Annotated in this window: 19 protein-coding genes; 8 read left to right on the top strand and 11 right to left on the bottom strand. The window is 40.1% G+C overall.

Annotated elements, in window-relative coordinates; all coding sequences use genetic code 11:
* Positions 1 to 83 precede the first annotated feature (83 nt).
* The 7 genes from H5183_RS10675 to H5183_RS10645 all read left to right on the top strand — a co-directional run bounded on the left by H5183_RS10675 (position 84) and on the right by H5183_RS10645 (position 9427).
* Positions 84 to 1751 (top strand): phosphoethanolamine transferase, encoded by a 1668-nt coding sequence (locus H5183_RS10675; protein ID WP_182731676.1) that lies wholly within the window; start codon positions 84 to 86, stop codon positions 1749 to 1751.
* Positions 1744 to 2118 carry a diacylglycerol kinase gene (locus tag H5183_RS10670; protein ID WP_145238368.1) on the top strand — a complete coding sequence of 125 codons (375 nt, stop codon included), beginning with the start codon at positions 1744 to 1746 and terminating at the stop codon, positions 2116 to 2118. Before H5183_RS10675 ends, H5183_RS10670 begins: the two co-directional genes overlap by 8 nt.
* Positions 2109 to 4073, top strand: coding sequence for an LTA synthase family protein (locus H5183_RS10665; protein ID WP_145238365.1), 1965 nt, complete (start codon positions 2109 to 2111; stop codon positions 4071 to 4073). Before H5183_RS10670 ends, H5183_RS10665 begins: the two co-directional genes overlap by 10 nt.
* A 59-nt stretch (positions 4074 to 4132) precedes the next feature.
* Positions 4133 to 4807: a response regulator transcription factor gene (locus tag H5183_RS10660; RefSeq protein ID WP_182731675.1), complete on the top strand. Its 675-nt coding sequence runs from the start codon at positions 4133 to 4135 to the stop codon at positions 4805 to 4807.
* Positions 4788 to 6236, top strand: a complete 1449-nt coding sequence (locus H5183_RS10655) for a sensor histidine kinase KdpD (RefSeq protein ID WP_182731674.1) — start codon at positions 4788 to 4790, stop codon at positions 6234 to 6236. The genes H5183_RS10660 and H5183_RS10655 overlap by 20 nt, the downstream gene beginning before the upstream one ends.
* Positions 6237 to 6282: 46 nt before the next feature.
* Positions 6283 to 7161 (top strand): TraB/GumN family protein, encoded by an 879-nt coding sequence (locus tag H5183_RS10650; protein ID WP_145238356.1) that lies wholly within the window; start codon positions 6283 to 6285, stop codon positions 7159 to 7161.
* A 346-nt stretch (positions 7162 to 7507) separates the two neighbouring features.
* Entirely contained in the window at positions 7508 to 9427 is a 1920-nt protein-coding gene (locus tag H5183_RS10645) for a transcriptional regulator (protein ID WP_182731673.1), read from the top strand.
* Positions 9428 to 9544: 117 nt separating this feature from the next.
* Here H5183_RS10645 and H5183_RS10640 read toward each other — a convergent pair whose 3' ends face one another.
* From H5183_RS10640 to H5183_RS10630, 3 genes are all read right to left on the bottom strand, one after another.
* On the bottom strand, positions 9545 to 11227 hold the full coding sequence (locus H5183_RS10640; protein ID WP_145238352.1) for an SUMF1/EgtB/PvdO family nonheme iron enzyme: 1683 nt from the start codon (positions 11225 to 11227) through the stop codon (positions 9545 to 9547).
* 592 nt (positions 11228 to 11819) lie between these two features.
* A complete protein-coding gene (locus H5183_RS10635; protein WP_220494570.1) occupies positions 11820 to 12602 on the bottom strand; it encodes an RES family NAD+ phosphorylase in 783 nt (260 codons plus the stop codon).
* A 487-nt stretch (positions 12603 to 13089) separates the two neighbouring features.
* Complete coding sequence (locus H5183_RS10630) at positions 13090 to 14532, bottom strand: ATP-binding cassette domain-containing protein (protein ID WP_182731672.1); 1443 nt, start codon at positions 14530 to 14532, stop codon at positions 13090 to 13092.
* A 145-nt stretch (positions 14533 to 14677) separates the two neighbouring features.
* Between H5183_RS10630 and H5183_RS10625 the strand changes: the two genes are divergently transcribed.
* On the top strand, positions 14678 to 15295 hold the full coding sequence (locus H5183_RS10625) for a hypothetical protein (protein ID WP_182731671.1): 618 nt from the start codon (positions 14678 to 14680) through the stop codon (positions 15293 to 15295).
* A 5-nt stretch (positions 15296 to 15300) separates the two neighbouring features.
* Here H5183_RS10625 and H5183_RS10620 read toward each other — a convergent pair whose 3' ends face one another.
* The 8 genes from H5183_RS10620 to H5183_RS10585 form a co-directional block, all read right to left on the bottom strand.
* Positions 15301 to 17028: a response regulator gene (locus H5183_RS10620; RefSeq protein ID WP_182731670.1), complete on the bottom strand. Its 1728-nt coding sequence runs from the start codon at positions 17026 to 17028 to the stop codon at positions 15301 to 15303.
* A gap of 122 nt (positions 17029 to 17150) precedes the next feature.
* Positions 17151 to 19484 carry a fatty acid cis/trans isomerase gene (locus H5183_RS10615; RefSeq protein WP_182731669.1) on the bottom strand — a complete coding sequence of 778 codons (2334 nt, stop codon included), beginning with the start codon at positions 19482 to 19484 and terminating at the stop codon, positions 17151 to 17153.
* A gap of 4 nt (positions 19485 to 19488) precedes the next feature.
* A complete protein-coding gene (locus tag H5183_RS10610) occupies positions 19489 to 19851 on the bottom strand; it encodes a hypothetical protein (RefSeq protein ID WP_182731668.1) in 363 nt (120 codons plus the stop codon).
* A gap of 127 nt (positions 19852 to 19978) precedes the next feature.
* Positions 19979 to 20644, bottom strand: a complete 666-nt coding sequence (locus H5183_RS10605) for an SDR family oxidoreductase (RefSeq protein WP_145238338.1) — start codon at positions 20642 to 20644, stop codon at positions 19979 to 19981.
* A 103-nt stretch (positions 20645 to 20747) separates the two neighbouring features.
* On the bottom strand, positions 20748 to 21554 hold the full coding sequence (locus H5183_RS10600; RefSeq protein ID WP_182731667.1) for a VOC family protein: 807 nt from the start codon (positions 21552 to 21554) through the stop codon (positions 20748 to 20750).
* Positions 21555 to 21827: 273 nt separating this feature from the next.
* On the bottom strand, positions 21828 to 22538 hold the full coding sequence (locus H5183_RS10595; protein ID WP_182731666.1) for a hypothetical protein: 711 nt from the start codon (positions 22536 to 22538) through the stop codon (positions 21828 to 21830).
* A gap of 120 nt (positions 22539 to 22658) precedes the next feature.
* On the bottom strand, positions 22659 to 24449 hold the full coding sequence (locus H5183_RS10590; RefSeq protein ID WP_182731665.1) for an alkaline phosphatase: 1791 nt from the start codon (positions 24447 to 24449) through the stop codon (positions 22659 to 22661).
* A gap of 11 nt (positions 24450 to 24460) precedes the next feature.
* Positions 24461 to 26050, bottom strand: a complete 1590-nt coding sequence (locus H5183_RS10585; RefSeq protein ID WP_145238328.1) for an alkaline phosphatase — start codon at positions 26048 to 26050, stop codon at positions 24461 to 24463.
* Between the last annotated feature and the right edge of the window lie 183 nt (positions 26051 to 26233).

Genomic DNA, 26233 nt, shown 5'->3' with positions numbered 1-26233 from the left:
AATGACTAGCTATCCTTAAGTGTTTCTTAAGTCTTGGACTCTACTATGCAGGTATTAAATTATTATTATTGAGTTCTCAATTTATGTTGGTAGGCCAATTTTTCAGTTCAGGTTTTAAAAAGCGCTTCTACATTACCTGTAGCGCCAATACTTTTATTATTGCATTGGCATGTTATTACTGCTTAATAATCAATATTCCTTTTATGCATGGTGCATTCAACGCAATCACCACACTGCCCTCTTTTTCATGGTTATTTTTACTCTCAGTACCGTTACTGTTACTTTGCTTACTAATTATTTTCTTTTCATTATTATCTAGCCGCTGGCTACTCAAACCAATTAATTACATATTATTGTTAAGCTCATGTGCCGCTCTTTACGGCACTTTAAATTATGGAGTAGTATTTGACTATTCGATGATTCAAAACACCTTTGAAACTGACGGTCATGAAGCGGCAAGCTATCTGAACTTGCAATTTATCATGTTCTTTTGTTTATTTGCCTTAGTGCCGCTATTGGTTTTAATTAAAACCAATATTCGTTTTAGTCCGCTAACCAAAGAGCTGGTAAGTCGCAGTAAACTCGTACTTAGCTGCTTTGCTCTAATCGCCGTAATTGTGTTGAGCTTTTATGCTGACTACGCCGCCACCGGACGTAATAATCAATTATTAAAAAAAGAGTTAATTCCATTTCAATACTTAAGCAGTGGCTATAAATATATTCGCGATCAATGGCTGGTCTCTGACGAACCATTTCAAATTTTAGACCCAACGCCAGTATTAAGTGCATCACAACACACGCAAGTAACCGTTATCGTAGTCGGTGAAACAGCACGTGCTGAAAATTTTGCTTACCAAGGTTATACACGCGACACCAACCGCTTCACTCGACCTTTCAAAGTAACGTACCTGAACAATGTAGTGTCCTGTGGAACCGCAACAGCAGTATCTGTTCCTTGTATGTTCTCACGACAAAGCCAAGCTGAGTTCTCACGTAACGAAGCTGATAACCAGCAAAACATTCTCGACATAGCCCAAAGCGCTGGCGCTGATGTGTTGTGGATTGATAATAACAGTGGCTGTAAAAATGTCTGTAATCGCGTTACTAACATTACCATCAAGGTAGATAACTCTGCACTTTGTGAACAACAGCATTGCTATGACGAAGCGTTACTAGCACCACTTAAACGTAAACTAGCTAATCTAAGCCAAGCCAATACGGTCATTGTATTGCATATGATGGGCTCTCATGGACCCACTTACTTTCAACGCTACCCAGATCAATTTAAGCAATTTACACCAACCTGCGACCGCAGTGATATACAAAACTGTAGCACTGAGCAGTTAGTTAATACTTATGACAACACCATAGCGTATAGCGACTACGTAAACTCATTAATGTTAACCGAACTGAATAACTTACCTGACAATATTGATAAAACCTTTGTATATATTTCAGATCACGGTGAGTCGCTCGGCGAAAACGGCGCCTACTTACATGGCTTTCCCTATAGTTTTGCTCCTAGTGGCCAAACACATGTCCCAATGTATATATGGGCTGCCAAAGGTAATCAACGCATTACAGAAAGTTGCTTGAAGAGTGTTGATCAACAACAAGCAGCTTCTCACGACAATATTTTTCATACATTAATAAGTCTAATAGGCATCAAAAGTAAAACTTATGAACTACCTTTAGATTTAGTAAGTAACTGTAAAACAATCAATAACAAAGTGAAGAACAATAATGAATAATTCGAAAACGGTACTCAAACGTCAAGGACTACTACGCCTTTTATTTACCTTACGCCATACTTTTAATGGCTTAAAATGGATGACGCGATTTGAAGCTGCATTTCAGCAAGAACTCGCGCTATTTTTATTACTTGGAGTGTTTGCATGGCTGGCGAATATTCCCACCAGCGATAAACTTATTTTAATTGCCAGCTTGCTGTTTGTACTGTTCGCTGAATTAGTCAATACTGCGATTGAAGTAGTAGTTGATCGTATTGGTACAGAACATCATGAACTCTCTGGGCTGGCTAAAGATATTGCCTCTGCCAGTGTATTTATAGCGATGCTAATAAGCACACTTATTTGGTGGGCTATTTTATGGGCATAACTGATAGATTTAGTGTTGCGCAACTAAAAAATAAACTCGGTCCATACTGGGTATTGCTAACATTTTTTAGCTTATCGCTAACTATGTTAACCCTGGCTCGTTTTAGCTTAAGTGTATGGCAAGGTGAGCGAGTATTTAGCTCTCATGCTTGGCTAAATATTTTTATTGGCGGCTTGCGCGTTGATACGGCTACCTTAAGCTATATTTTAATGCCGGCATTGTTGTTGATTATTATCAGCACATTAATCTCTAAACAGCACCTTATCCGTGGCATTATTAAATACTATTTACTGCTAATGGCTGCTCTGTTGATCTTCTTTGAAGTAATCACTCCGACCTTTATTAATGAATATGACTTACGTCCAAACCGCTTATTTATTGAATACTTAATATACCCAAAAGAAGTCTCTCGAATGATTTTTGCAGGGTATAAAATAGAAGTATTCGCCACTTTACTATTCTTGATCGTCGGAGTAAAACTGGCTACAAAAGTTTTTACCAGCCAATGGCGTAGCCACTGTCAGTTGCCAATCATAAAACACTCCTTATTGGTGATTAGCCTACTGTGCTTAACCGTTCTAGGTGCACGTAACTCACTAGGTCATCGACCGTTAAACCCTGCAATGGTGGCATTTTCAACCGATCATTTACTTAATGATCTTAGCCTTAACTCATTGTATAGCGTAGCCTTTGCAATTAAACAACTCGGTAACGAAAAATCAAGCCAAGACTTTTATGGTGCAATACCAGAAGAGGAATTATTAGCCTTAGTGCGCGCGAGTATGCAAAATGAACAAGCTGTTTTTAACGATGCCAGCGCTCCAACCAAAACCTTTCATCAAGCGGCGTATCAAGGGAAACCCAAAAATCTAGTCATCATTTTACAAGAAAGTTTAGGTGCTCGCTATGTAGGTACTTTAGGCGGTTTACCTTTAACTCCTAATATAGATAAGCTCTATCAGCAAGGTTGGGGGTTTGATAATTTATACGCCACAGGCACACGCTCAGTACGTGGTATAGAAGCTGTTATCACTGGCTTTACCCCGACGCCTTCTCGCGCAGTAGTAAAGCTTGATAAATCGCAACGTGATTTTTTTACCATTGCTGACTTTTTAAGTAAACAAAATTACCACACCCAATTTATTTACGGTGGTGAAAGTCACTTTGATAATATGCAAAGCTTCTTTTTGGGTAATGGCTTTCAACACATTGTAGATAGTAATGACTTTGCCAATATTGATTTTAATGGCTCATGGGGCGCCTCTGATGAAGATCTCTTTAACCAAGCGGATATTGAACTGACTAAGTTACAACAACAAGGTAAACCTTTTTTTAGCTTGGTATTTTCCAGCTCTAATCACAGCCCTTATGAGTTTCCAGATAATAAAATCACCTTATACGATAAGCAAAAACAAACTCGCAATAATGCGGCAAAATATGCCGATTATGCATTAGGCACCTTTATCGAAAAAGCAAAGCAATCAAGTTACTGGGACGATACCGTCTTTATAGTAATTGCCGATCATGATTCGCGCGTATCGGGCGCAAGTTTAGTGCCGATTGAGCACTTTCGTATTCCTGCGGTTATTTTTGGCAAGGGTATCAATGCCAAGCGTGACCATCAGCTTGCCAGCCAACTTGATATTCCGACAACATTATTATCCTTAATTGGAGCCAGTGGTGAACATCCGATGATAGGTCGCGATCTTGCGCAGCCAATCGCTGATAACAAACAACGCGCAATGATGCAATACGATAAAAACTTTGCCTACATAACCGGTAATAGTGGTCAAGGTAATAAGGTCGTAATTTTACAACCACAAAAACCAGCAACCACTTATATATACACACAAGATAAATTAGTGCCCACCAGCAACGACCCACAATTGGTGAAAAAAGCACTGGCACATGCCAATTTAGGTAACTTAGCCTATCAAAATGGTTGGTATCATTAACGCACTGATGCCTTGCTAAAGCAGCAAGGCAAACCGTGTTATTTAATTAAGTTAAGATCATGAAAATACTCGTAATCGAAGATTCTGAACCGCTTAGGCGCAGCCTAGACGTAGGCCTTAATAATCTCGGTTTTACCGTGGACGGTACCGGTGATGGTTCACAAGGTTTAAGTATGGCACTGTGTGGCGACTATGATTTAATCATTCTCGACTTAATGCTACCAAGTGTTGATGGCATGAGTATTCTCAAAGCACTGCGTAGCAGCTCGAGTCAAGCTCGGGTATTAATTCTATCCGCTCGCTCTGAAGCACAAGACAAAATAAACGGCTTAATGAAAGGTGCTGATGATTATCTAACGAAACCGTTTTCGTTTGAAGAATTACATGCCAGAGTACTGGCGTTGTCTCGGCGAGGCCAATTACAAAACCAGCAAAACACACTCTGTGTAGGTGAATGCGTGTTAGATTTGAGCTTAAAAACACTGCATTATCAGCAGCAACCCATAAACCTTACTCGCAACGAATATAAAATCATTGAGTGCTTATTTAGTGCCAAAGAACGGGTATTAGGCCTTGAGATGATCAGCGAAGCCGTGGTCGGCCAATTTGATATGCTGTCAAAAAATGCCCTAGAAGCACATATTTCAGCGATCCGCAAAAAAGTACGACTACTAGGCGGCGAACTACCAATTAAGAATAAACGTGGATTTGGTTATGTCGCTTCTCAAAACTGAGTTGCCAAAAACTAAACGTCACTCTATCAAGCGTAAACTCGTCAATAATATTAGTGCCGTACTGTCGATTATTCTGGTTACTATTTTTTTAACTGTCGATTTGAGCGTTGATTCTTGGGTTGAAAACCAATTTCATCAATCGTTAACTAATAAATCTAATTATTTAAAAACCTTAGTGAAAGATCATAATGGCAAACTAGAGTTTGATTTTGCTGGCGAATTTATGTCTGAATATGAGCAGGCTAATGCCAGCGAATTTTATCAGCTATGGCACGAACAACAGACGTTTGAAAAATCAGATTCATTGCAACTATATCAAAATATTGATTTACCCAATTTCGCTATCCCCATTAACGAATTTAAAATTATTGATTACACTTTGCCTAACGGTGAAGAGGGTCGCGCCATGATCAGCCACTTCATTGCCCAGCAAGAAGACGAAGCAGCACGCGGCAGCGGTCATTTTAAGACCATGGTTTTAACTATCGCAGCCCCTATTTCATCATTAAATAAAGTATTGCTGATCATTGATGTGGTTTTTATTCTGACCTGCATTATCGCAGTTTTTGGAGTACGTTATTTAGTCACTCGAATCGTTAATCGTGGCCTCTTTCCACTGAACAACTTAAATGAACAAATAAAATTACTCGATATCACTGGCGCCTCACAAACTATCAAAAGCGACTTTCAGGTAGAGGAAATTGAACCTATTCGTAATGAGCTGAATAAATTTATTACCACCAATCAACAGCTCTATCAAAATGAAAAACGCCTAACCAGCGACATCGCCCATGAATTGAAAACGCCAATTTCTGAGCTGATCAGCTTGTCAGAAGTGGCACTGCGCTACCCTGATGATGAGCGTATTAGCGCCACATATACCAGCGATATATTGGCTATATCTCAGCGTATGAAAACCATCGTCAATAACTTGCTGCTATTACAGCGCGCTGGTAGTAGCGCTGTAGAGCTCAATTTAGAAAGCGTTAATTTAAGTGACTTTATTACGCAATTAAGCAATGAACTGCAGTTTAAACATGCCGATATTAAGCAGCGCTTACTGCTAAATGTTGCAACTGAGCTGATGATCACCGCTGATCGATTTTGCCTGCATACCATTTTATCTAACTTGCTCGATAACGCATTGTTTTATGGGCTTAGCACCCAACCTATCAACTTACAGGTCGAACAAACTGAATATCACACCAAAATCACGCTATGTAACGCTTTAGCTAAGCCTTTAAGTGAACAACAACTAGAGGCTATTTTTGCCCCCCTTTACCAGCTTGATAGCTCACGAACGAATAACCAACGCCACGGCTTGGGACTAGCGATAGTGAAAAGTTTATGTAATCTCAATAACTTTACCATCAGCGCAAAAAACAAGCCAAACTCTCGCTTAGCATTAATTTTAACGTTACCCAATTAAGCGTATTGGTTTAATATGGATATATACCCAACCAATAAGGACAATTATGAACCTCACTCAGCGTATTAGCAGTTACTTTATTTTATCCCTTTTACTGTGTATTAGTTTTGCTAGCCACAGTGAACCTGGGTTGTGGCAATTAGAAAAAAATGGTGTTAAATCATATTTGTTTGGCACTGTGCATGTCGGTGATGCCACCATGAAAGGACTACCTAAAAAAGTAACCGACGCGCTTGATGCCAGTGATAAAGTAATTGTTGAAGTCAATGTTAGTGCAATTAGCCCGATGGAAATGCAGCGCCGCTCAATGCCTTTTATGATGCTAAAAAATGGCAAAACACTGCAAACTGAGCTTTCGGAACAAAACTATAAGAAGCTTGACCAATACTTCAGCAACAAATCAATTGATATTGCGATGTTTAACAATATGGCGCCATGGGCCGTAATGGTTACTATGTTGCAAATCGAATTTCAAAATATTGGTTTTTCCGATCAATATGGCATTGATAAGCAAGTACTTGCCTATACAAAAACCAACAATATACCAGTTGGCGAATTAGAAACTCTCGAATATCAAATGGAGATGTTTAATAATCTATCGTTGTTAAGTAACGAAATGATTGAAGAAACGTTTGAACAGCTTGCCGACGTTGAAACCTACTTTATTAGCTTAGTTAATGCATGGAAAAATGGTGATATGGCGACCTTAACTAAGTATTACAATGAAAGCTTTGACGACAGCAACTACGGTGAGATCAGCGAACAAGTAATGCTGATTGAACGTAACAATAATTGGGTAAGAGAGCTCACGCCTCGCATCGGTAAAGAAAAACTATTTATCGCCGTAGGCGCCCTGCATTTGCCAGAACAACACGGTTTGTTAAAGCAATTTCAAGATCAGGGATTTAGCGTAACTCGCTTATAAATAGAGAGATACTCAATTTATTTTTGCTGCTTGTTAAGTATTAGTAAATATAACTTCCTTAGCAGATAGACAGGTCTTTCTGCTAAGGTTGTGTAGCTGATATCTGACCTTACTATTTGGTTGATAAATGTAGGAACGTTTTTTTCATTTCTAAATTCAACATGTCGCAATCATGCACTTATTCAAAATGGGTAAGGCTTTTATTTGAATACATAGATAAGTTGAGGCTGATGATGATGTAACTGTTAATCTTGTCATCACGCTATTGATAAATACTCCCCTTTAGACATTAGGTCGGTTAAGATGATGTTGGATTATAGTAGCAGCAAACTAAATACTTTAAATAATGCGATATACTTTTTTAGATTTTGAATTCGACAGTAACAACTTAATACTCAGCAAAAATGGCGACGATATTGATATTCGTCCTAATGAAGCTAAGCTATTGGCGTTACTGCTTTCTGATTCCACACAAGTTTTTAGTAAAGATGCTATTTTAACTAAGGTTTGGCACGATAAAGTGGTGTCTGAACAGGCTGTATTTCAAAATATTAGCCATCTAAGAGCTGTTTTTGGTAATAGCGCGATTAAAACTTTCCCTAAGCGTGGTTATCAATGGCAATTGAATACAAGCCAAATACAAACAGCAGTAATAACTGAGCCTCGATCTGTAAACATTACGACTACTACAATTAAAGCTAAGCCAATTGCAACTATGCCATTGACACAAAAAATCGGTGCTAACGCAACGTCTGACATAAACTCAAGCGATATATTTAAAGTTGGCCCTGCAGAAAAAAAGCCTATGGGATTTTATGCTTTGCTCACAAGTTTACTGGTTGTTTTCGCCACAGCAATCTTAATCCTATTCCCACATAGTTCTGATAAAGTCGCCGCACCTGCTGCAATTGGCATTGCTTATATACCTTTTACTCAAAGCCTTAGTAACAACACTATAAAGCTCGCTGATGATGAATTTTTTGATTTTACAGAACTACCCCAACTAAGCCCTTTGCACTTTGAAACATCGATTGAGAGTGAATATCCAAAGCTTGCTGATAAGCATCCACTGATACTAACCGCCAACGTACGTACCTATAATTCACTCACCTATCTAGATTTTATCTTGAAAGGTCCTATTACGGACTGGCGCGGACAATTAACAGGTTCTTCCAATCAAGCAGTGATAAGCAAGCTAATACAGCACTTATCACAAGATTACATTTATGACTTATTAATGTCACCACAGTCACTTGAAATAAGGCTGGCTAAGTTATCTATCGCCCATAAAAGCAAACCTAACGACTTAATTAACTTAGGCAAGTTGGCGATGCTTTATATTCAAATGGAAGAGTTTGAAAAAGCCATGGTAATGGCTGATAAACTTGCTAATTTTGCTATTGAAGCACAAAACACACAACAATTAGGTAACGCCCTATTACTACAAAGTGAAATTTTAACAAGAAAAGAATTGTTTGAGCTCAGTTCAGAAAAACTCGCCAGCGCAATTTCTCAATTCAAAAAGATTAATGATGCTAAGCGCCTAGCAGATGCCTGGTTTGCTCAATCTTGGTTAGATCACCAAAATAAAAACTACAATGCGGTGAAAGCAAGTTTGCTCAAATCCGCGCAATTATCACTGCAGGTTAACGATATACTGCGTGAATTAGATGCTCTCACTTACCTTTCAGTTTTAGCTTATAAAAATAAGCAAGCAACAGACCAATACCTTTATTTACAACAAGCTGAACGTAAAATGAAAGCGTATAACTTGCCACCATATCACTTTGCTAAAATCCCCTTTCATTATGCTATTTTTGCCCAAACGCCAGCAGACAAAGAACCTCATTTTAAACAAGTACTCGACTTTACCAAATTAACGCCTGACCACTGGGTTGCGCAAAGTAGCCGCAAGAGTTTGCTACAATATTACCTTGATGAAAATCGCTTGGCGGAAGCCAAGGCATTGATTGATAATTTATCTGTAACGACTACATCTATTGATAGTCCACAAAACTCTTATCTAAAAACTTTATTTGCCCAAGCCAGTAAACAAACAAAGGACTTTAATCGCTTAGCAAAACGCACCTTTGAACAAGCGCAACTTTCTGGTGACAGAAACCTGAGTTTGGATGTTGCGTTGTTATTATGTAGTGATAACAATGACCCTGAAAATTACGACTTCTATTCTCAATATATTACTGAGCATGCGGGTGAGAATTGGCGACGTTATAATAAAGATAAATTACTTACGCTTAATCTTTAAAAACGCTATTTAAAAATTTTTTTGCTCTTTTTTATCGAGCTAGTAAGGGTAGCAAGCATATTTCAAGAGCCACGCTAAAAAGCTACCCAAGTAGTTTTTGCTTTTTCTAACTAGGTATTAACTCGCTTTCAAGGATAACCAATTCAGTTTCCAATTATTGTCGCGAGATTTTAGGGTTAGTGTATTCTTACCTTGTTTCAACTTAACCAGAGAGCCTTGCTGAATTTGCCATTTATCGTAACCGCCGGTTTTAAGTACTGGGTTTTCAGCCAATTTTTTTTCATTACTATAGACGTCAAATCCTTTGGTATCTCGTTCGGCTGCAACACGATATTCAAGTTGGTAAAACCCTGCTTTGGCGACATTAAGCTGATAAGTAATAACAGCGTTTTTACCTATAGCATCTGGCCCCGTTAAGACGCTACCAAAGCGCTCACCATCAGAGCTAAAAGAAATTACACTATCACTAAATTCGACTGCCCATTCAGCTTCTACTTTACCGGGAACACTTATCCAACCTGGTTCAATGGTTATCGGCTTACTGTAGTGACTTTGCAGATGCTGTTTAACAGCCACCACGGTATAGTCATATTTATGTTGCCCAATATTTTTATCTGTAAACGTTGTTTGAGTCAGGTTGCTTGCAAGTAACTTAAACATACCACCAGAAAGTAAATTGCGATAAACACGATAGCTATCGACATCACTGTCCTCACTTTTATCCCACGTTAGCGTTACCGAATCGTCTGTTTGCGTTAATACAACATTAGTCACTTGGGCTGGAATAGCAGGCTGATTATCTCGGCGCTTTTGCTCTTGTTGTTGAGCAAAAATTAACTCACGTTGAAATTTTTGACTGCTTTTAGCTAGTTTGGGGGCGGCTCCATCAAGTGCGAGTCTAAAGCCATCAACGCCGCCAGCAAAATCTTCTGGAATAGCGCCTCGACTAAATAGCGGACTATGACTCCAATGCCAACTACCACCTCGAGCAGCACGCAGCTCACACTCGTCACTTACGTAAGCTGAACCATCATTAGCGATATGCTTGTAGCCTCGCACATAACAATCAGCTAAGAATTCTTGTACATTACTTAATACATCAAACAAACCAAAAGCATTAGGCTCATACATACCAACAATGCTGGCGTAAGCTGAGTGATCATTACAATGGGCAATATCGCCACTCCAGTTGTAATAGCTAGTATTACTGTCGCGCTGCAAGATACTTTCACCGTATAAATCGCCAACATTGGCATAGTTACACACTTGTGTATTATCAGGATCGTCACCAAAATAATAATCGGTTTTAGTGCCAGCTCTTGCGGCATATTCCCACTCAGCCTCGGTTGGTAATCGATAAGGCTTACCGGTCTCCTTCGCTAACCATTTTGTATAAGCCTGTGCCGCTTGCCAATTGATACAAACAACGGGCTGAAATTCGCTGGTATTTAAGGCATTAGTTTCCCAGTTGCCTTTTGAATACTGTAAGAACCACCCGTTCATTTCATGTCGGCATTCTTTTGGTGCAGCATAATTTGTTGCCGCAATAAAACGACGAAATTCACTTACGGTTACTTCATATTTACCCAGACTAAATTCTTTAACATTGACGTTAGTAACAGGCTGGGTACTTTCTTTTTTAGTAGATCCCATAGCAAAACTGCCAGCAGGAATAGTGGCCATAATCGGCTCTATCGGTTTCGTTGTTGCATGGCCACCAGCGTTAGCAAATTCGTCAGCATGAAGATGAGCGCTGCCAATAGCACAGCAAAATGTAAGTAAGTAGTTATTGAGTTTCATTGGTACATCCTTTGTTATTCGAATTGGTATAACTAAGCCATAACAATGAAATAGTGAATGGTATTAATCTTAGAAAAAACCTACCTTTAGAGTTAAATAGAAAAATCCTAGATTAATTTTATCGAGAATAAAGTGATACCCATCTTAATATTCTCATTTAGGACAACAACCAGAAAGCTGACTAATTTGCTCTATTTACTTTTCAACAATATCTATTCTACTTACAGAAAAAACTGTCAATGGGCTGTAAAACCTAAATTTAATACATGTGAATGACTGCAAGTTAGCAGCTTGCGAATTACTGACTGGGGATTTATACGAAGTTAAATACTAGGCTAAGGATTTTTAGCAATTACTCACGTTTGCTCGTCGCTTTCTATGTAAATACTCACAATACCCTTCCTGCGATTCTGGCCTCCCGACTGCACCATGAAAAAAGATCTTTAATTGAATTATTCACAAAGAGGTTAAGAGGCGCTGCGCTTTAGAGTAAGTAAACGAATTTGTTTATTGATTTAGAATTGACCATCACTATATAAAAACGGCCAAAAAGAACACTAGTGCCTATTGCCAGAGTTAAGGCTCATATATGTTATGTGTTGCCACGCTCCGCTGTCAAAGATGAGCTTTCATCCAACCTCTCGAAGTCATATTTAACCTTAGATACGACAAACAAGTCACACTGAACAACTGCCGCATCATTTAAATTAAAAAGGACATAATTATGCCCTTTAGTTAAAGAGCTTTTATAAATAATCCCGTCATACCCTTTCGATTTAATAAACTCTGATATTATTTGCGTCGGCGCATATTCTGATTTGGAATCAGATTCCGTTACAGGCCAAGAAAAAGCAATATCCATCGCAGCCCACACAGCGTCAATTTTCTGCTCAATAGAAGGTTCGTCGATGTAAAAATATGGGTACTGCTCGGCCTCAGCAGTCTCCGAAAAATCTATCAACTTCATATCCTTTGTCAAATGCAATTTAGCGATTGTTACGGGTAATCCAGGCCAAGGCCTCACTTCGTGTACCGCAGTTTCTGCATCTGCTGCTACATATAAACAAGGGTTCCCTTTTAAGTTCGCTCTCCCCTCTGAGGGGCTATTGCTCAAGGGTTTCATTCGTTTGAATGAATAAGGAATACGCTTATCAACATGGAACTCTTGTTCTGCACTATCAGTAGCCTTTTCCTTATCGCATCCAGTTTGTGCACGCCATACCACAGAACCAGATTTCAAGGTTTTAATCCTGTCATTACAAGTGTCATTAATTGAATTTAGAAATTCACTCGACTCATGATCTAAAATGTAGCGCAACTTAGAGCACGCTTTTTTAGAAAAGTCAGAATAGCTTAACCAAGATTTGAAGCTCATTCATACTCCTTAGTTTGTAGTAACACATCACCGCGCATAGTGACGTTCTTCCACAAAGTTATTCTACTACTAGTATCTAAATCAGGTGAATATTATATTCTTGGCCAGCAATTATCACCAAAATACCTGAATGCATGAGATGGTCTATCAATTTTGATAAATGTAACCTGAGCTGTTACTTCCATTGAGCTATCCTTGTCATATAAAAATTTAATCAAAGAGCACGTTCCTCTTTTATACAAAAGGCGCGTTCTCTTATTTACATTACTCATTAATAACAAATTATGTAACTGTTTGCTATCCGTATACCCAAACCACCTCTAGATGCAGAATTCAGCGTTTCACAGGGGGTTTGATATCACGGAGTTACTTTGCAAGAATGGCTGTTGGGTTTCGTTGCACTCAACCCAACCTACGGCGATAAATTTAACGCCGAGCTGCTCTGGTTTTTCCTAGCGCCTGGCCCCTAAAACCTAAAACCTTTTCCTTACCTAAAATCAGCCATATCTAAATAGTGCTCTATCCCGGTAATTTTATCCTTAGCGTGATGATTGACATAAATCACTGTGCTACTGCCGGCAGCGCATATTTTTTCGATTAACAGTAAAACACGCTGCCGATTGGCTTCATCAAGCCCCAAACATGGCTCGTCTAAAATCAGTAATGTGGGGTGTTTTACCATAGCGCGGGCAATCAATAGCATGCGTTGGTCACCAAAAGACAGTTGTGTAAATGGCGTGTTTTTTAACTCACTCAAACCTAATAATGCTAACCATTGTATGGTGATATCAAGCTGAATTTGAGTTGGCTTTTGATACAAGCCAATGCTGTCGTAAAAGCCTGACACTATGGTATTGAGCGCCGAAATACTAACCCGATATTCCATGTGCAAAGCATTCGAAATATAGCCAATATGCTGCTTGATTTGCCAAATACTTTCACCACTGCCGCGTTGATAGCCAAACACTTTAATATCATTGTTATAACACTGCGGGTTATCGCCAGTGATTAAGTTAAGCAGGCAGGTTTTGCCGGAGCCGTTTTGACCACTGAGCTGCCAATGCTGTCGTGCTTTGATTGTCCAATTTAAGTGGCTAAAAATAACCTTGCCACTGTAACTGACCATAGCATTTTGCAATCGTACTAATTCAGGCTCATTAAACTCTGGGGCACTGTGTGCCACGTCTTTGCTAGGAATCGTTAAATCAGTTTGTTGTAGGTGTAATAATTTAAATAAATCATCGCGCTGCTTAAGGTCAGGTGTTGCTAGTTGCTGTTGTAATTCGCCATTTTTCACATAACCATAATGCGTAATAAATACGGGGATTTCATCTAACCGATTAACCACAAAGACCATGGTCATGCTGGCACTTAGTTCGATTAATACGCTACGTAATAGCTCAACGCTTTGCACATCCAAACCGTCAAACGGTTCATCAAGCACAATCAATTCGGGGCGATTACTCAGTGCTTTAATTAACATTAGTTTAAGTGTTTCCCCAGTTGAGAGTGCGCGCAAACGTTGCTTAAGCAATGCCTCAAAAGCAAACCCTGTAATTAACTGCTGACATAGCTGTTGATCAAAATATGGGCATGATTGCTGATAAATCAGCTCTGACACCAATTTAGGGCTGGTTTTACCATCGGTGATGTCGTCTTGATCAGCTAATAACTCAGCAGTAATCAATTGCTTTTGCAGATCTGAAGAGACTATTTCTGTACGCTTAAAATCACAACTTCGTGTACCACTGACAATATTAGCTTGATCGAGTAATACTGCTGTTATGGCTGATTTTCCTGCTCCGTTACCGCCAAGCAGCACCCAATGCTGAGCGCTCTCAACCTGCCAAGTTAGATTACTTACGAGAAAACTTTCGCGTTCATTGGTACCAAGGTTAGCCGTCACATTATTGAGTTTAATTGACTGCACAGCGATCCTTTTTAGCTTTTAAATTAATTAGTTTGAAAATACATGACTTTTATTAGCATGGCTATAGAATAAAATTCACGCGGTTTAAACCTTTTTAAATCTGCTAACGTCTAACCTATAAAGCCATTAACAACGAGTAAAAATAATGAATACACTTAGTATCTCTAGTTTAGCCGTAATCCTATTAACCAGTAGTTTAGCTGCTCATGCTGAGCAAAAAATTGAACAGACCTTTGATGTCACTGCCAAGCAGGCATTGGCGATCAACGTGCCCGTTGGCAGCCTAGAACTTAGCACCCATCAAGGTCACCAAGTAACCGTATCGATTGAGCTAAAAGCGAAAAATGATAATTGGTTTAGTGATGATGTTGCACTTGAAGATATCACTTTAAAACATCAACAAAGTAGCGATAAGCTGAGCCTCTCGATTGATAATGACGATGTACAACAAAGCTGGCTGGTAAGTATACCAACAACCATGGCGATAGATTTAGAGCTAGGTGTGGGCGATATTGAAGTAAATAATTTTGCTAATACTGCCAGCATCGATGTCGGTGTGGGCGCAGTACGGATCAGCAGCGCGTTAGCTGACTATCAAACGATCACCCTAGATAGTGGTGTTGGCGACACCAAAATAGCAGGCATGAAAAATGATGCTAAACATAGCCGTAAGCTGGTCACCTCAACTAGTAAATATAACGGTGACGGCCAATACCGCATTAACGTTAAAGTCGGTGTAGGTGATATTAAAATCAGCCACTAAAATTATCAGCCCTCGTTAAATACATTCATGAGGGCTTTTTTAATATCCGCAACCGAAAATGGTTTATAAACATGTACATTAGAGCCAAGTTCATAAGTTCGCTCTAAATCACTTGGCGCAGTGTTGGCGGTGATCACAATGATCGGAACCGTTGAATTTAGTTCTTGGCGGATGATATCTATCGCTTGAAAGCCATCCATCACCGGCATGTTCAAATCCATAAAAATCACATTAAACTCACTTTCAGTAATTTTTTGTGTTGCTATTAAACCGTTTTCAGCCACTTCAACCGTGTAATTAAGCTCGGTTAAAATTCGCGATAAAATTGTCGCGTTTAATAAATTATCTTCCACAATTAAGCAATGCAGTTGTGCGGGTAAGTTGCCTTGATTCGTTAGTAGTGCAGCTTTAGATAATGGCAAACGGATCTTAACCTGTGCACCATGCGGTATGACATCTTTAAACTCAATGCCGCCTTGCATAGCACTAACAATATGTTGCACACGCGCTAAACCGGTTTGTAAGCCCTGAAAATCATTGCCCTGTTCGATGCTATGATGATTTAAATATGGATAGCATTGAGCAAAACCAACGCCGCTATCAGCGACCACAATTTTAATATGACCATCTTGGTAACTAACGGATATTGAAACCTGCCCAGTGCTAGTAAATTTAATGGCATTACTAAGTAGTTCGGTAATGATTTGCTGCAATCGTAAATGATCAAACTCTGTATAGCGATCTAACTCAGGACTGAGTTTTACTTCAAACTTTAACTGTTTGTTATCACAGGCAAACTGAAAAGGTGTAATAGCCGACTCAAGCGTGGTTATTAAATTACGCTTGATAAATTTTAACTGCCATTGCCCAGTATTAAACTGCTGTAGTTCATATAACTCATCCAGCATACTTACAATTCTGCTGGCACAATATTTTGCTTGTTTTTGCAATGCTTGCTGAGATTCTGATAGCTGAAGTTGCTCAATCGAGTCTACCAGCCCTTGTAGCGGTGTTCTAAATTCATGACTTGCCCGTGCGATAAAGCGCTCTTTATAAGTGCTTATCTGCTCTGCTCGCAACTTTTGTTGTTGATATTTATTAATCGCAGCGGTAATTTGCAGCTCCATAGGCTGAAATATAAATTTCAGCTCAATGAATAGCAACACTAAAGTTAATAGCCAAAAAGCCAGCTCTACGTTGGACAGCACTCGGGTTTTGAACTTTGCTTGTTGTTCAAATAGCGTAACTGCACCATCAAGATCCTTGAGCAAGCGTTCAACCTCAGCAATTGTAAATCGCTTTTCTGCTTTGCTTGCACTAGGAGCATTTAACAGTAGCTGCACTTTAGCCAAATACGCCAGCGACGTTTGCACAAGGTTAATTGGTGATGAAAAATAATAAGCAACTAACTGGTCGTCTAAATATAAATAATCGCCATTAGAATGCTGTTGCACTAAAAATTCATGCCCAGCTCTAAACTCTGCGCTCGCTTTAGCTAATACATCACGGTGTAATCTAATATTGCTACCAATATCAGTAACCATGGCATTACTATGCCAAGCGATTTTTTGTGACAACATCCGCTGCTTACCTGCAACATTGATAATATGAGCATCGTCTTTTTGCACAAAAAACATAAACTGAATAAGCAAAGCACTCGCGCTCGAGAGAATCGCTATCGCTAATAACGCCCAACGATAACGCGACCGAATATTAGCAATAATTTGAATCATAATAGGCCCTATTTTTTTTAATAAGTGTAGACCAAAGGGAATAAAGCGACACTTTACGCAATGATATTATTAAAAAAATAAACCCCGCTTCAATGCGGGGTTTATCAATTTTGCTTTTATAATTACCGATTTTCTAAACGATTATAATCAAATAAACCGTATTCAACACCACGGTACTGCTTGGCAACTTTGTGCAAAATATCACTGTACTGCCAAAATTGCGGATGTGTTCGGCGAATTGCAAATTTACTTTTCAGTGCTCTGTAATCGGCTTCTATTTGCATCAATGGTAGTTGCTCGGCAAATGATGCAAGTTGTTGTGGATTATTCAAATACCAAATTGTTTCAGGGTAATCACCAATGAAACCAGGCACAATGGTGACGGTATCTTCTGCATAAGCGCGCTGCCCTTCCTCGTTCAATAAACTAGAAATATTATAATGGGCATTGTGATGGATCATGGTATACGCTTGATGCTCTGCAGCACCGTCTTTCACTAATATAAACGAGATTTGCGGCAGTAAATTAATTGCTTTTGCAGGCATATTATTTAACTGCTGTAACGGCTCTGGTACTTGTGTGTAATCAAAGCGCGGACTTAACACCGGTTTTAGCGTTTGTTTAATTAAGCCATATAACTCGTGTTGTTGATCCTGTGTTTTGTAGTCAATACCAGTTGGCTGACTAAACTCATCACCACTTTCAAAGAAATTAGTTAAACTCGGTGGTGCTTTACGATACCAGTTTGCTTTTAACTCTTTACGCTGAGGTTTAGGTAACAGTGCTAAAAAGTTTTGCTCGCCTTCTAGGCGCAAAAAATCCATGTATAAGCGAGTGATCAACTGATGGCCAACATTACCGTAGACATCAAACCCGGCAACTAGTAAATAATGTATCCGCTCAAACAGTGCGTAATCTAATACCCACATGGTTTTTGGCTCTTGGCCAATAAAACCTTTAACCACAGTCGCACTATCAAAATGGCGGAAAATAGTCAGAGCAGCATTATCATTCACCTCGTCACCACGCCATAATAGGTCGGTGGTTAGGTTTTCACCATTTTTGAACATGCTATTTGCCAACGTTGCCTTGGCTTTAAGGTAAGTATTCTGACGTTTGGCGTATTTGACCCAGCTAGATATAGGTAAAGCGTTGCTTTCTTCAGCCGCAGGCAATGCCAAGGCATCTTCATGTTGTAGCAGCATTTCACCCACTTCTGGCGTTGCCGCTTTAGCAGGATCAGCAAATGCCACCCAAAAATGATCATTAATAACATTTAATGCGATTTGACCACGACATACAGGTCCTTTAATAAAGCCCATAATAATTAATTCAGCTTCATCTAGCATGAATTGATATTTAGATTTAACCGGCATGGCGGCAAACACTTTAAATGGGTTGGATGCTATTTCTGGCAAGTAACTTGGCATGCTGTCAACGTGATAATCTGGCGCAATAAACTGGCTGTACAAGCGCGCTAACTTACTGTCATTCAGTGCCAGTGGTAAATGCGTTTTTGCCAAAATAGTCGAACGGTCATGCATTAAGCGATAATACACACGTTCCACTTTAGGATCATCGTAAGGGCGGCGGGTATTTATTAACTCAATGTCCTGCCCTGGTGGCGTACTCGAACGCACCAATTTAAAAAAGCTTTTTTCATCATCTTGAGCAAAATAAATATGCGCTAAATACCAATGTTCAAACACATAACGTGCTGTTAATTGATACTTTAAATCGTCTTGGTTTAAAAAGCTCTCCCAGCGTTGTGCTTGAGCTAAAGCAGCTTTGCTTGGCGGTTTAATATGCGCCATTTTACCGCCCTCTTTAAGCCACTTTTCAAGGTGCTTAAATTCAGTACGCGAAATACCAGGTAACCCATATGGCATCCCGGAATGAGGTTGACTGTTGGCAAGGCTGTCAAATTCTCCTATAGTGGCGCAGCTTTGCGAGCGATCCAGAGAAAAATCAAACTCATCACCTAGAATCTCATCATTTGGTAGCGGTGAGCTCATTTTTAACACTAAACTGTTGTACAACACGCTACCGGCAAGATTTGCTTGCTCTGTTTGCGCTCGTTCATTCAATACAGGGGTAAAGTCTTTATCACGCCACTGGCTAGTATTCGTTGCATCAAAAAGTAAGCGGCTGGGAGTCGATGCTAATAAACGAGTACCATTGTAAACACGTTCCTTACTTAGGCCGCGGTCAATTCCTTCTGGAGATGAAAGTTTCAGTTGGCATGGTGCATCATAGCAGCCATGACAAACCACACAGCGACTCTCGATCACCGGTTGTACATGTTGTAAAAACTCAGCACCGCTACCTGAGTTATGTTCAACCATACGCTGCTGTGTTTGCTCTGGCCCGAATAGCTCATTGTAATGAGCGGCACCTAAATAAGCGCAGCCACTGAGCACAATAATTAGTGCACTCAGCAAAAAAGACTTTCTCATCGAATTACTCGTCCTCATCGCCCAAGTCAAACGTCGGCATCATATCCATTTGTGGGGACACAAATGTTTGCTCTGATTGGGTCTCGAGTACTGCGCTCAATAATGGTCCACGCGTTAAAGTTAGCTGTGCTTGATGTGCATCGCTTGCTAAGTCTGCAAACGCCGGGTTATGGGCTTCTACAATATAATCTGAAATAGTAATAGCAATGCTGCTATCCGGTGCTGGATTTTGACAAAGCTGGGTCAGTAAATCGTCATCTAAAAGTACGCTTATTGAAAGATCTGGAGTCGATAAATCTCGCTCATTTAAGGTCTCATCAAAAAGAAATAACGGAAGGGTTAAACTACTATCTTGCTCTAATTCCATGTGCTGCTCTCAAATACTAAAATCGTTAATATGACAGCATTATAGCAAAAATTAATTAAATTTAGCTAAACTGACTGCTGATTTACAGCCTGTTTAGCTATTAAAGATAACCTACATTAAATATTATTTACCAAGGCAGGGTTTCACCATTTGAATGCCAAAAACCACCGCTATTACTGAGATTTAGTTCATCAATACGCTGTGTTAAGCGCTGTGCAGATTCCTCTGCTGAGATATCGCCTGCAAAATTAACCATTTGCGTTTGCACAAAACCCGGATGAAATAAACCAACAGCAATTTTTTTACTTTTTAATTCATGAGCTAAGCTCACTGATGCGGCATTAAGTGCAGCCTTTGACATACGATAACCAATATAACCACCAGAACCATTATCGGCAATAGAACCCATACGGCTGGTGATCATAGCGACTTTAGCATCAACACCTAAACTGTGGATCAAAGCATGAGTCACTCGGATCGGTGCTACCGCATTGACCGCAATTTGTTGATTGATGGTATCAAAATCCATCTCTGCCATACTTTCATTATGGAAAATACCGGCATTGTTGATCAACACATCAATCTTATGACCGTGCAATTGGCTCTCAAGCGTTTCGATATCTGCTGCATTGGCAACATCAATATTACTGATCACAGTTACATCTAACGCTTTAAGTTCGGCACTAGGGCTTCGCACCACGGCCGTAACCTGGTAACCCTTTGCTAAATATTGCTGACATAAATTAAGGCCGATGCCACGATTAGCGCCTGTAATTACCACATGCTTTGTCATACTTTTACTCCCATTCTATATACACTCTATAACTGAGAGCTTGGGGCAAACAAAAATAAAAAAAGCACCTAAGTGCTTTTTTAGTTAATTAAATTAAGCATAACTAGTTACATTTCACATCATTCATAGCGGAGGTCATAATTGAAAACACTGCGCCTTGTGGATCGGTGATCACACTAAAGCGGCCCACCTCGGGAATATCGGTTGGTGCCACACACACTTCACCGCCAAGTTGCTGAGCCGTTGCGACATAGTTATCACAATCATCGACAGCAAAATAAATCATCCAGTGAGCAGGAATTTCTGCAGGCCATTCATCGGTCATCTCAATCATCCCTGCAACGGGTTGGTCAGCAACAGTGAATAATGTGTAGCTCATTCCTTGCATAGGTTTTTCAACGCTCTGCCAACCCAATAACTGGCAATAAAACTCACGGCTTGCAGCACTGTTGCGGGTTGCCAGTTCATGCCAATAGGGAGTATTAAGTTCACCTAAACGTTTGCAACCTTTATGTTGATTACCTTGCCATAAGGCAAATAATGCACCACCAGGCTCATTTAGCAACACCATGCGACCCGCGTCCATTACATCATGAGGACCGGCGATAATATCAGCACCTAATTGTTTGGCTTTTTCAGCTACTTCATCAATATTATCTACTGCAATATAGGCTAACCAATGACTTGATGTCGCTGCGTTTTTTTGTTCGTTCGGCATTTGATACATGGCAGCAATATCATCACCTTGCTTTTGTAACATAGTGTAATAAAGACCATCACCAATGGGTTGATCATCAGCCCCCCAAGCAAATAACTCAGTGTAAAAAGCTCTGCCGCTTTTCCAGTTGGATGTACATAACTCTGACCAACAGAAAACCCCGTGGGGGTGATTACTTTGTGTGTCACTCACGATTCAATCTCCTTAAATAGTACATCTACTAAAGTTAAAAGAGGAAAGCCATTTTAGCCAATTTTATTTGTATCGTAAGGTGATCTTTATAGCAAAACAAACAACGAATGATTTGAACCCGACCTAAATACAGCTGCGATAGTGTAATATCACTTATTACGGTTAAACGAATCGATACTTTTGCGGGCACTGGCCACATGCTAATTTATAAAGCTGAAATTTGGCCTTTTAACACCCAAATCGAGACTTTAAAAGAGCATTCACCGGCCCTTTTTAGTGGCTGTGCCCACCACCAAGCGCTTTACCATTAGCATCATAAAAGCCAGACGCACCATGCTCGATAAATCCTAAGTTAATCATTTTGGCTAAAAATGGGTCGCCTTCGTTATCACCGATATCCGCATAGTCAGTCGTTTGATAAGCATCCCATAGGGCAAATTGCTGCTGTATCGGAGCTTTTTTAAAGTCCACAGTGCCCAACGTTAATGTTTGAGTAAGTTGCGGTTTACTAATACTCATTGCGCTTACCAGCTTTTGATTTACCAACCATGCAAGCTCAATCGTAGTATCACCTTGCACTAATTGATAATGCTGTATTTTCTTGCAGCCATCACCTTGCTCATCAGTTAAAGTCATCTTGGCAATAAAATCATCATTAACTAATTGGTATTTAGTACTCCAATCTTGCTGACCTTGCACCTCTGAAGGTTGATATTCAATACCACGCTGCGGTGTTTGAAAGTAACGAATTGGCCGAATTTGCTGATTACTCAACTGTTGCCACACTTCAACTAATTCAAGGCCTTGCTCTGCAACCTGATGGGGTGTTCGCCATAATGTAAACTGTTGAGATTCAGCCACAGCTTTGCCCGCAACTTGCTTACTAACCTGATAGCTTGCTTGCACATATTGACTGTCCAACGCGCACTGCGTGGCACTGGCCAATGGACTTATTAACGCTAAAGATAGGATAATTTTTTTCACTGGATTCTCTTTTCGATTTAATACCGTGGGTCACTGTAATGTGTTTATTTTGCAGATTAATGACAAAGAGCAACTCAGTTTTGAGTTGCTCTTTAGTAAAGCGTATTACATGACAATTACTTAATTTGTAACTTTAGCATCCGCTTGTTTTACTAAGTCAGCTGCATAATCCATCACGTGAAAAATAAAGCTCTGCTCGTTAGTACCTGTTACCAAATGCGCACCAGGGCCAATTGCATAAACACCAACATCTTCACCAGCATGAGTTTCAGATGACAGCGGCACAAGTGCTTCTTGGTGGAAACCTGGACTTTGTGTATCCACATCGGTTAAATCAACACGACCGGTTACTGGGGCAAAGTCGTAACCTACATCAGCATCCGTTTCCTGACCTAAATCTCTAAAGCCGCCACCATTAGCATAACCTACAGTGGTGTATGGCATGTTATCGGCAGCAAGTGTTGGCTCGGTTTCACCAACGGCAACCACTTTACCTAAAATTGGATTACCGCGTTTTGGGTAGCCTGCGATAGTAAATACATGGCTGTGATCGGCAGTAACAATAATCAGCGTATCTTCAATGCTGGTTTTATCAAGCGCTACTTGCACCGCTTTTGATAACTCAATGGTATCGCTTAAAGCGTTATAGGCATTGCCCGCATGGTGAGCATGGTCAATTCGTCCAGCTTCAACCGTTAAGAAAAAGCCTTTCTCGTTGTTATCCAATACATCCAGTGCTTTTGCTGTCATCTCTGATAACGATGGTTCACCCGCAATATCATTGCCACGGTCAGCTTCGTATTGCATGTGAGATTCATTAAACAAGCCAAAAATATGTTTAGTATTAGTCACATCAATCGCATTAAAGCCCGCTTGGTCCATTACATATTGACCATTTGGATACTGAGCTTGCCATTCAGCAGTTAAATCACGGCCATCAGTACGATCGCCTTCTACCGAGCTTACTGCATCGGCTGAATTATAGGCTGCGTCTTTTGGTAAAAAATGACGACGACCGCCCCCCATTACCACTTCAAGACCATCAACATCGATCCCAGCAAAACGCGCTTCTAAGTTCTTTTCAAAGTTAACCAGTTGCGATGCAATATCTTCACAATTAGCCGCTTCCGACTCAGGCATATCTGAAACATCTTCCCAATTGCGGTTTGCCGCTTTTGCATACGTTGCAGCTGGTGTGGCATGGGTAATACGTGCCGTTGAAATAAGTCCCGTTGATTTACCTGCAATTTCCGCAAGCTCTAATGACGTTACTAATTCATGGCCTTTACCTGATAAACAATTACCATTAACCACTGCTTCATCAATACCAATAACACCGACATCAGTTTTTACGCCTGATGCCATTGCTGTCATCGTACCTGCAGAATCAGGTGTTTGTGCATCAACATTATAAGTTTTAGCAAACCCTGAAAACGGTAGTGTTTCAAAGCTTAACTGATGTTCTTCACCCATTTTGCCCTGTAACTGACCCGCTAAAATACGCGCAGCTGTTACTGTTGAAATCCCCATACCGTCGCCAACAAACAAAATAACGTTTTTCGCTTTGCCAGACTCTTTAACAATATTAGCAATATTATCTTGGCTACTAGCTAATTTAGTGTGTGCTTCTTTATACCAAGTATTGGTAGTAAGCGGCGCTAACTGTTGTGGATTCAATGAAGTTTCAGGATCGTTACACACTACAGTGGTTGTAGTTACTTCATCTGCATCAAGCTCACCATTTTGATTGCTGTCGTCACCTGTTAGGGTTTCAATGCCACCATTGATACATTGCTCAGAGCCAACTGCAAGCGTATTTTTAACCGTCAGTGACTCAATTTTATCGTCATCATCAGAGCAACCCGCTAACGCAACAACCACAGCAAGAGATATTAAGTTAAGTTTTTTCATTGTAATCACCATTATTCTTCTATTAGTTCGAGCGCTTGACTGATAATGTGGAAAATAACATTTTGCTCCACAACGCCTTGTGCCAACTGTGCCCCAGGGCCCTTAGCATGCAATGAAATATCTTCACCTGCATGAGTTTCCGAGCTAAGTGGGACTGCTGCTTCTTGATGAAAGCCCGGTGTTAAGGTATCAACACCACTTAATTCAACACGCCCAGCAACTGCTGCGGCTAAATATGAAGCGTCTGCATCTGTTTCATCACCTAAATCTCTAAAGCCCAAGCCATTTGCGTAACCGACTGTGGTATAAGGCATACCGTCAGCTGCAAGGGTTGGAGTATCGCGACCTACTGCTACAACTTGACCCAAAATTGGGTTACCGCGTTTTGGATAGCCAGCAATGGTAAATACATGGCTGTGATCCGCAGTGACTAAAATAAGTGTTTCATTCGGATCGGTATTTTCTACTGCTGCTTTTACCGCATTGGCAAATTCAATTGTGTCATTTAATGCGTTGTAAGCATTACCGGCATGGTGGGCGTGATCGATACGACCCGATTCAACCGTTAGGAAAAACCCTTTTTCATTATTCTTTAAGATATCAATCGCTTTAGTCGTCATTTGCGTTAATGAAGGCTCACCGGCAATATCATTACTGCGATCCGCTTCATATTGCATATGCGATTCATTAAATAATCCAAATACACGTTTGGTATCGCCATTTATTGCGTCAAAGCCGGCCTGATCAGTAATGTATTTACCATCGCTATACATTTGCTGCCATTGCGCTGTTAAATCACGTTCATCAGTACGATCACCTTCGACTGCACTCATAGCATCATTAGAGTTAAATGCAGCATCTTTTGGTAAGAAATGACGACGACCGCCACCCATCACCACTTCTAGACCATCAACATCAACACCCGCAAAGCGCGCTTCAAGATTTTTTTCGAAATTAACTAATTGCGACGCAATATCTTCACAACCTGCAGTGACTGCATCTGCAGGCATGTCGGAAATATCTTCCCAATTACGATCAGCTGATTTTGCATACGTTGCAGCTGGCGTTGCGTGGGTGATCCGTGCAGTAGAAATAATACCTGTGGCTAGGCCTTTAATTTCTGCAAGCTCTGTAGCTGTAATTAATTCATTACCTGCTACAGTTGCACATTTGCCACGTTCAATGTCTTCGTTAACACCAATAACACCAACATCCGTTTTAACACCTGAGATAATAGCCGTCATGGTGCCTGCTGAATCCGGTGTTTGCGCATCGACGTTATACGTTTTTATTTGTGCCGAATACGGAAATTCTTCAAAGCTCAAAAAGCCCTCTTCTCCTAAAGCGCCTTGTTTTTGGCCTGCAAGGATACGTGCTGCGGTGAGGGTTGATATACCCATGCCATCACCAACAAATAGAATTACGTTCTTTGCTTTAGTGGCTGGTGTTGCATTAGCCATCGTTTCTTTAGAGGTTAATTTAGCCTGTGCAGCGCTATACCAATCACTTTTCATTTGGTTATCAGGTAACACACCTGCATTAGCACCCGCTGACAACGCCAGTGTTAAACCAATTGCAGTCGCAATTTTATTAATTTTCATTTTTAAGTTCCATTGATACGATTTGGTCAAGAATGTCTGTAGTAATGAGAGCATCATATTAGGTAGGTTTTGTTACTTAAAAAGTATCTTTATGTTACATAAAAATTAAAAGTTATATTATTTTTGTTTGTTATATCATAACGTTACAATGGTTCAGCGGTAAGCGGTAAGCGGTAAGCGGTA

It is taken from the genome of Pseudoalteromonas sp. SR44-8, from assembly GCF_014163635.1.
In the GTDB taxonomy this organism is placed as follows: Bacteria; Pseudomonadota; Gammaproteobacteria; order Enterobacterales; family Alteromonadaceae; genus Pseudoalteromonas; species Pseudoalteromonas rhizosphaerae.
The sequence above is the reverse complement of the archived record's forward strand: the minus strand, read 5'-3'. Positions and strand labels throughout refer to the sequence as shown.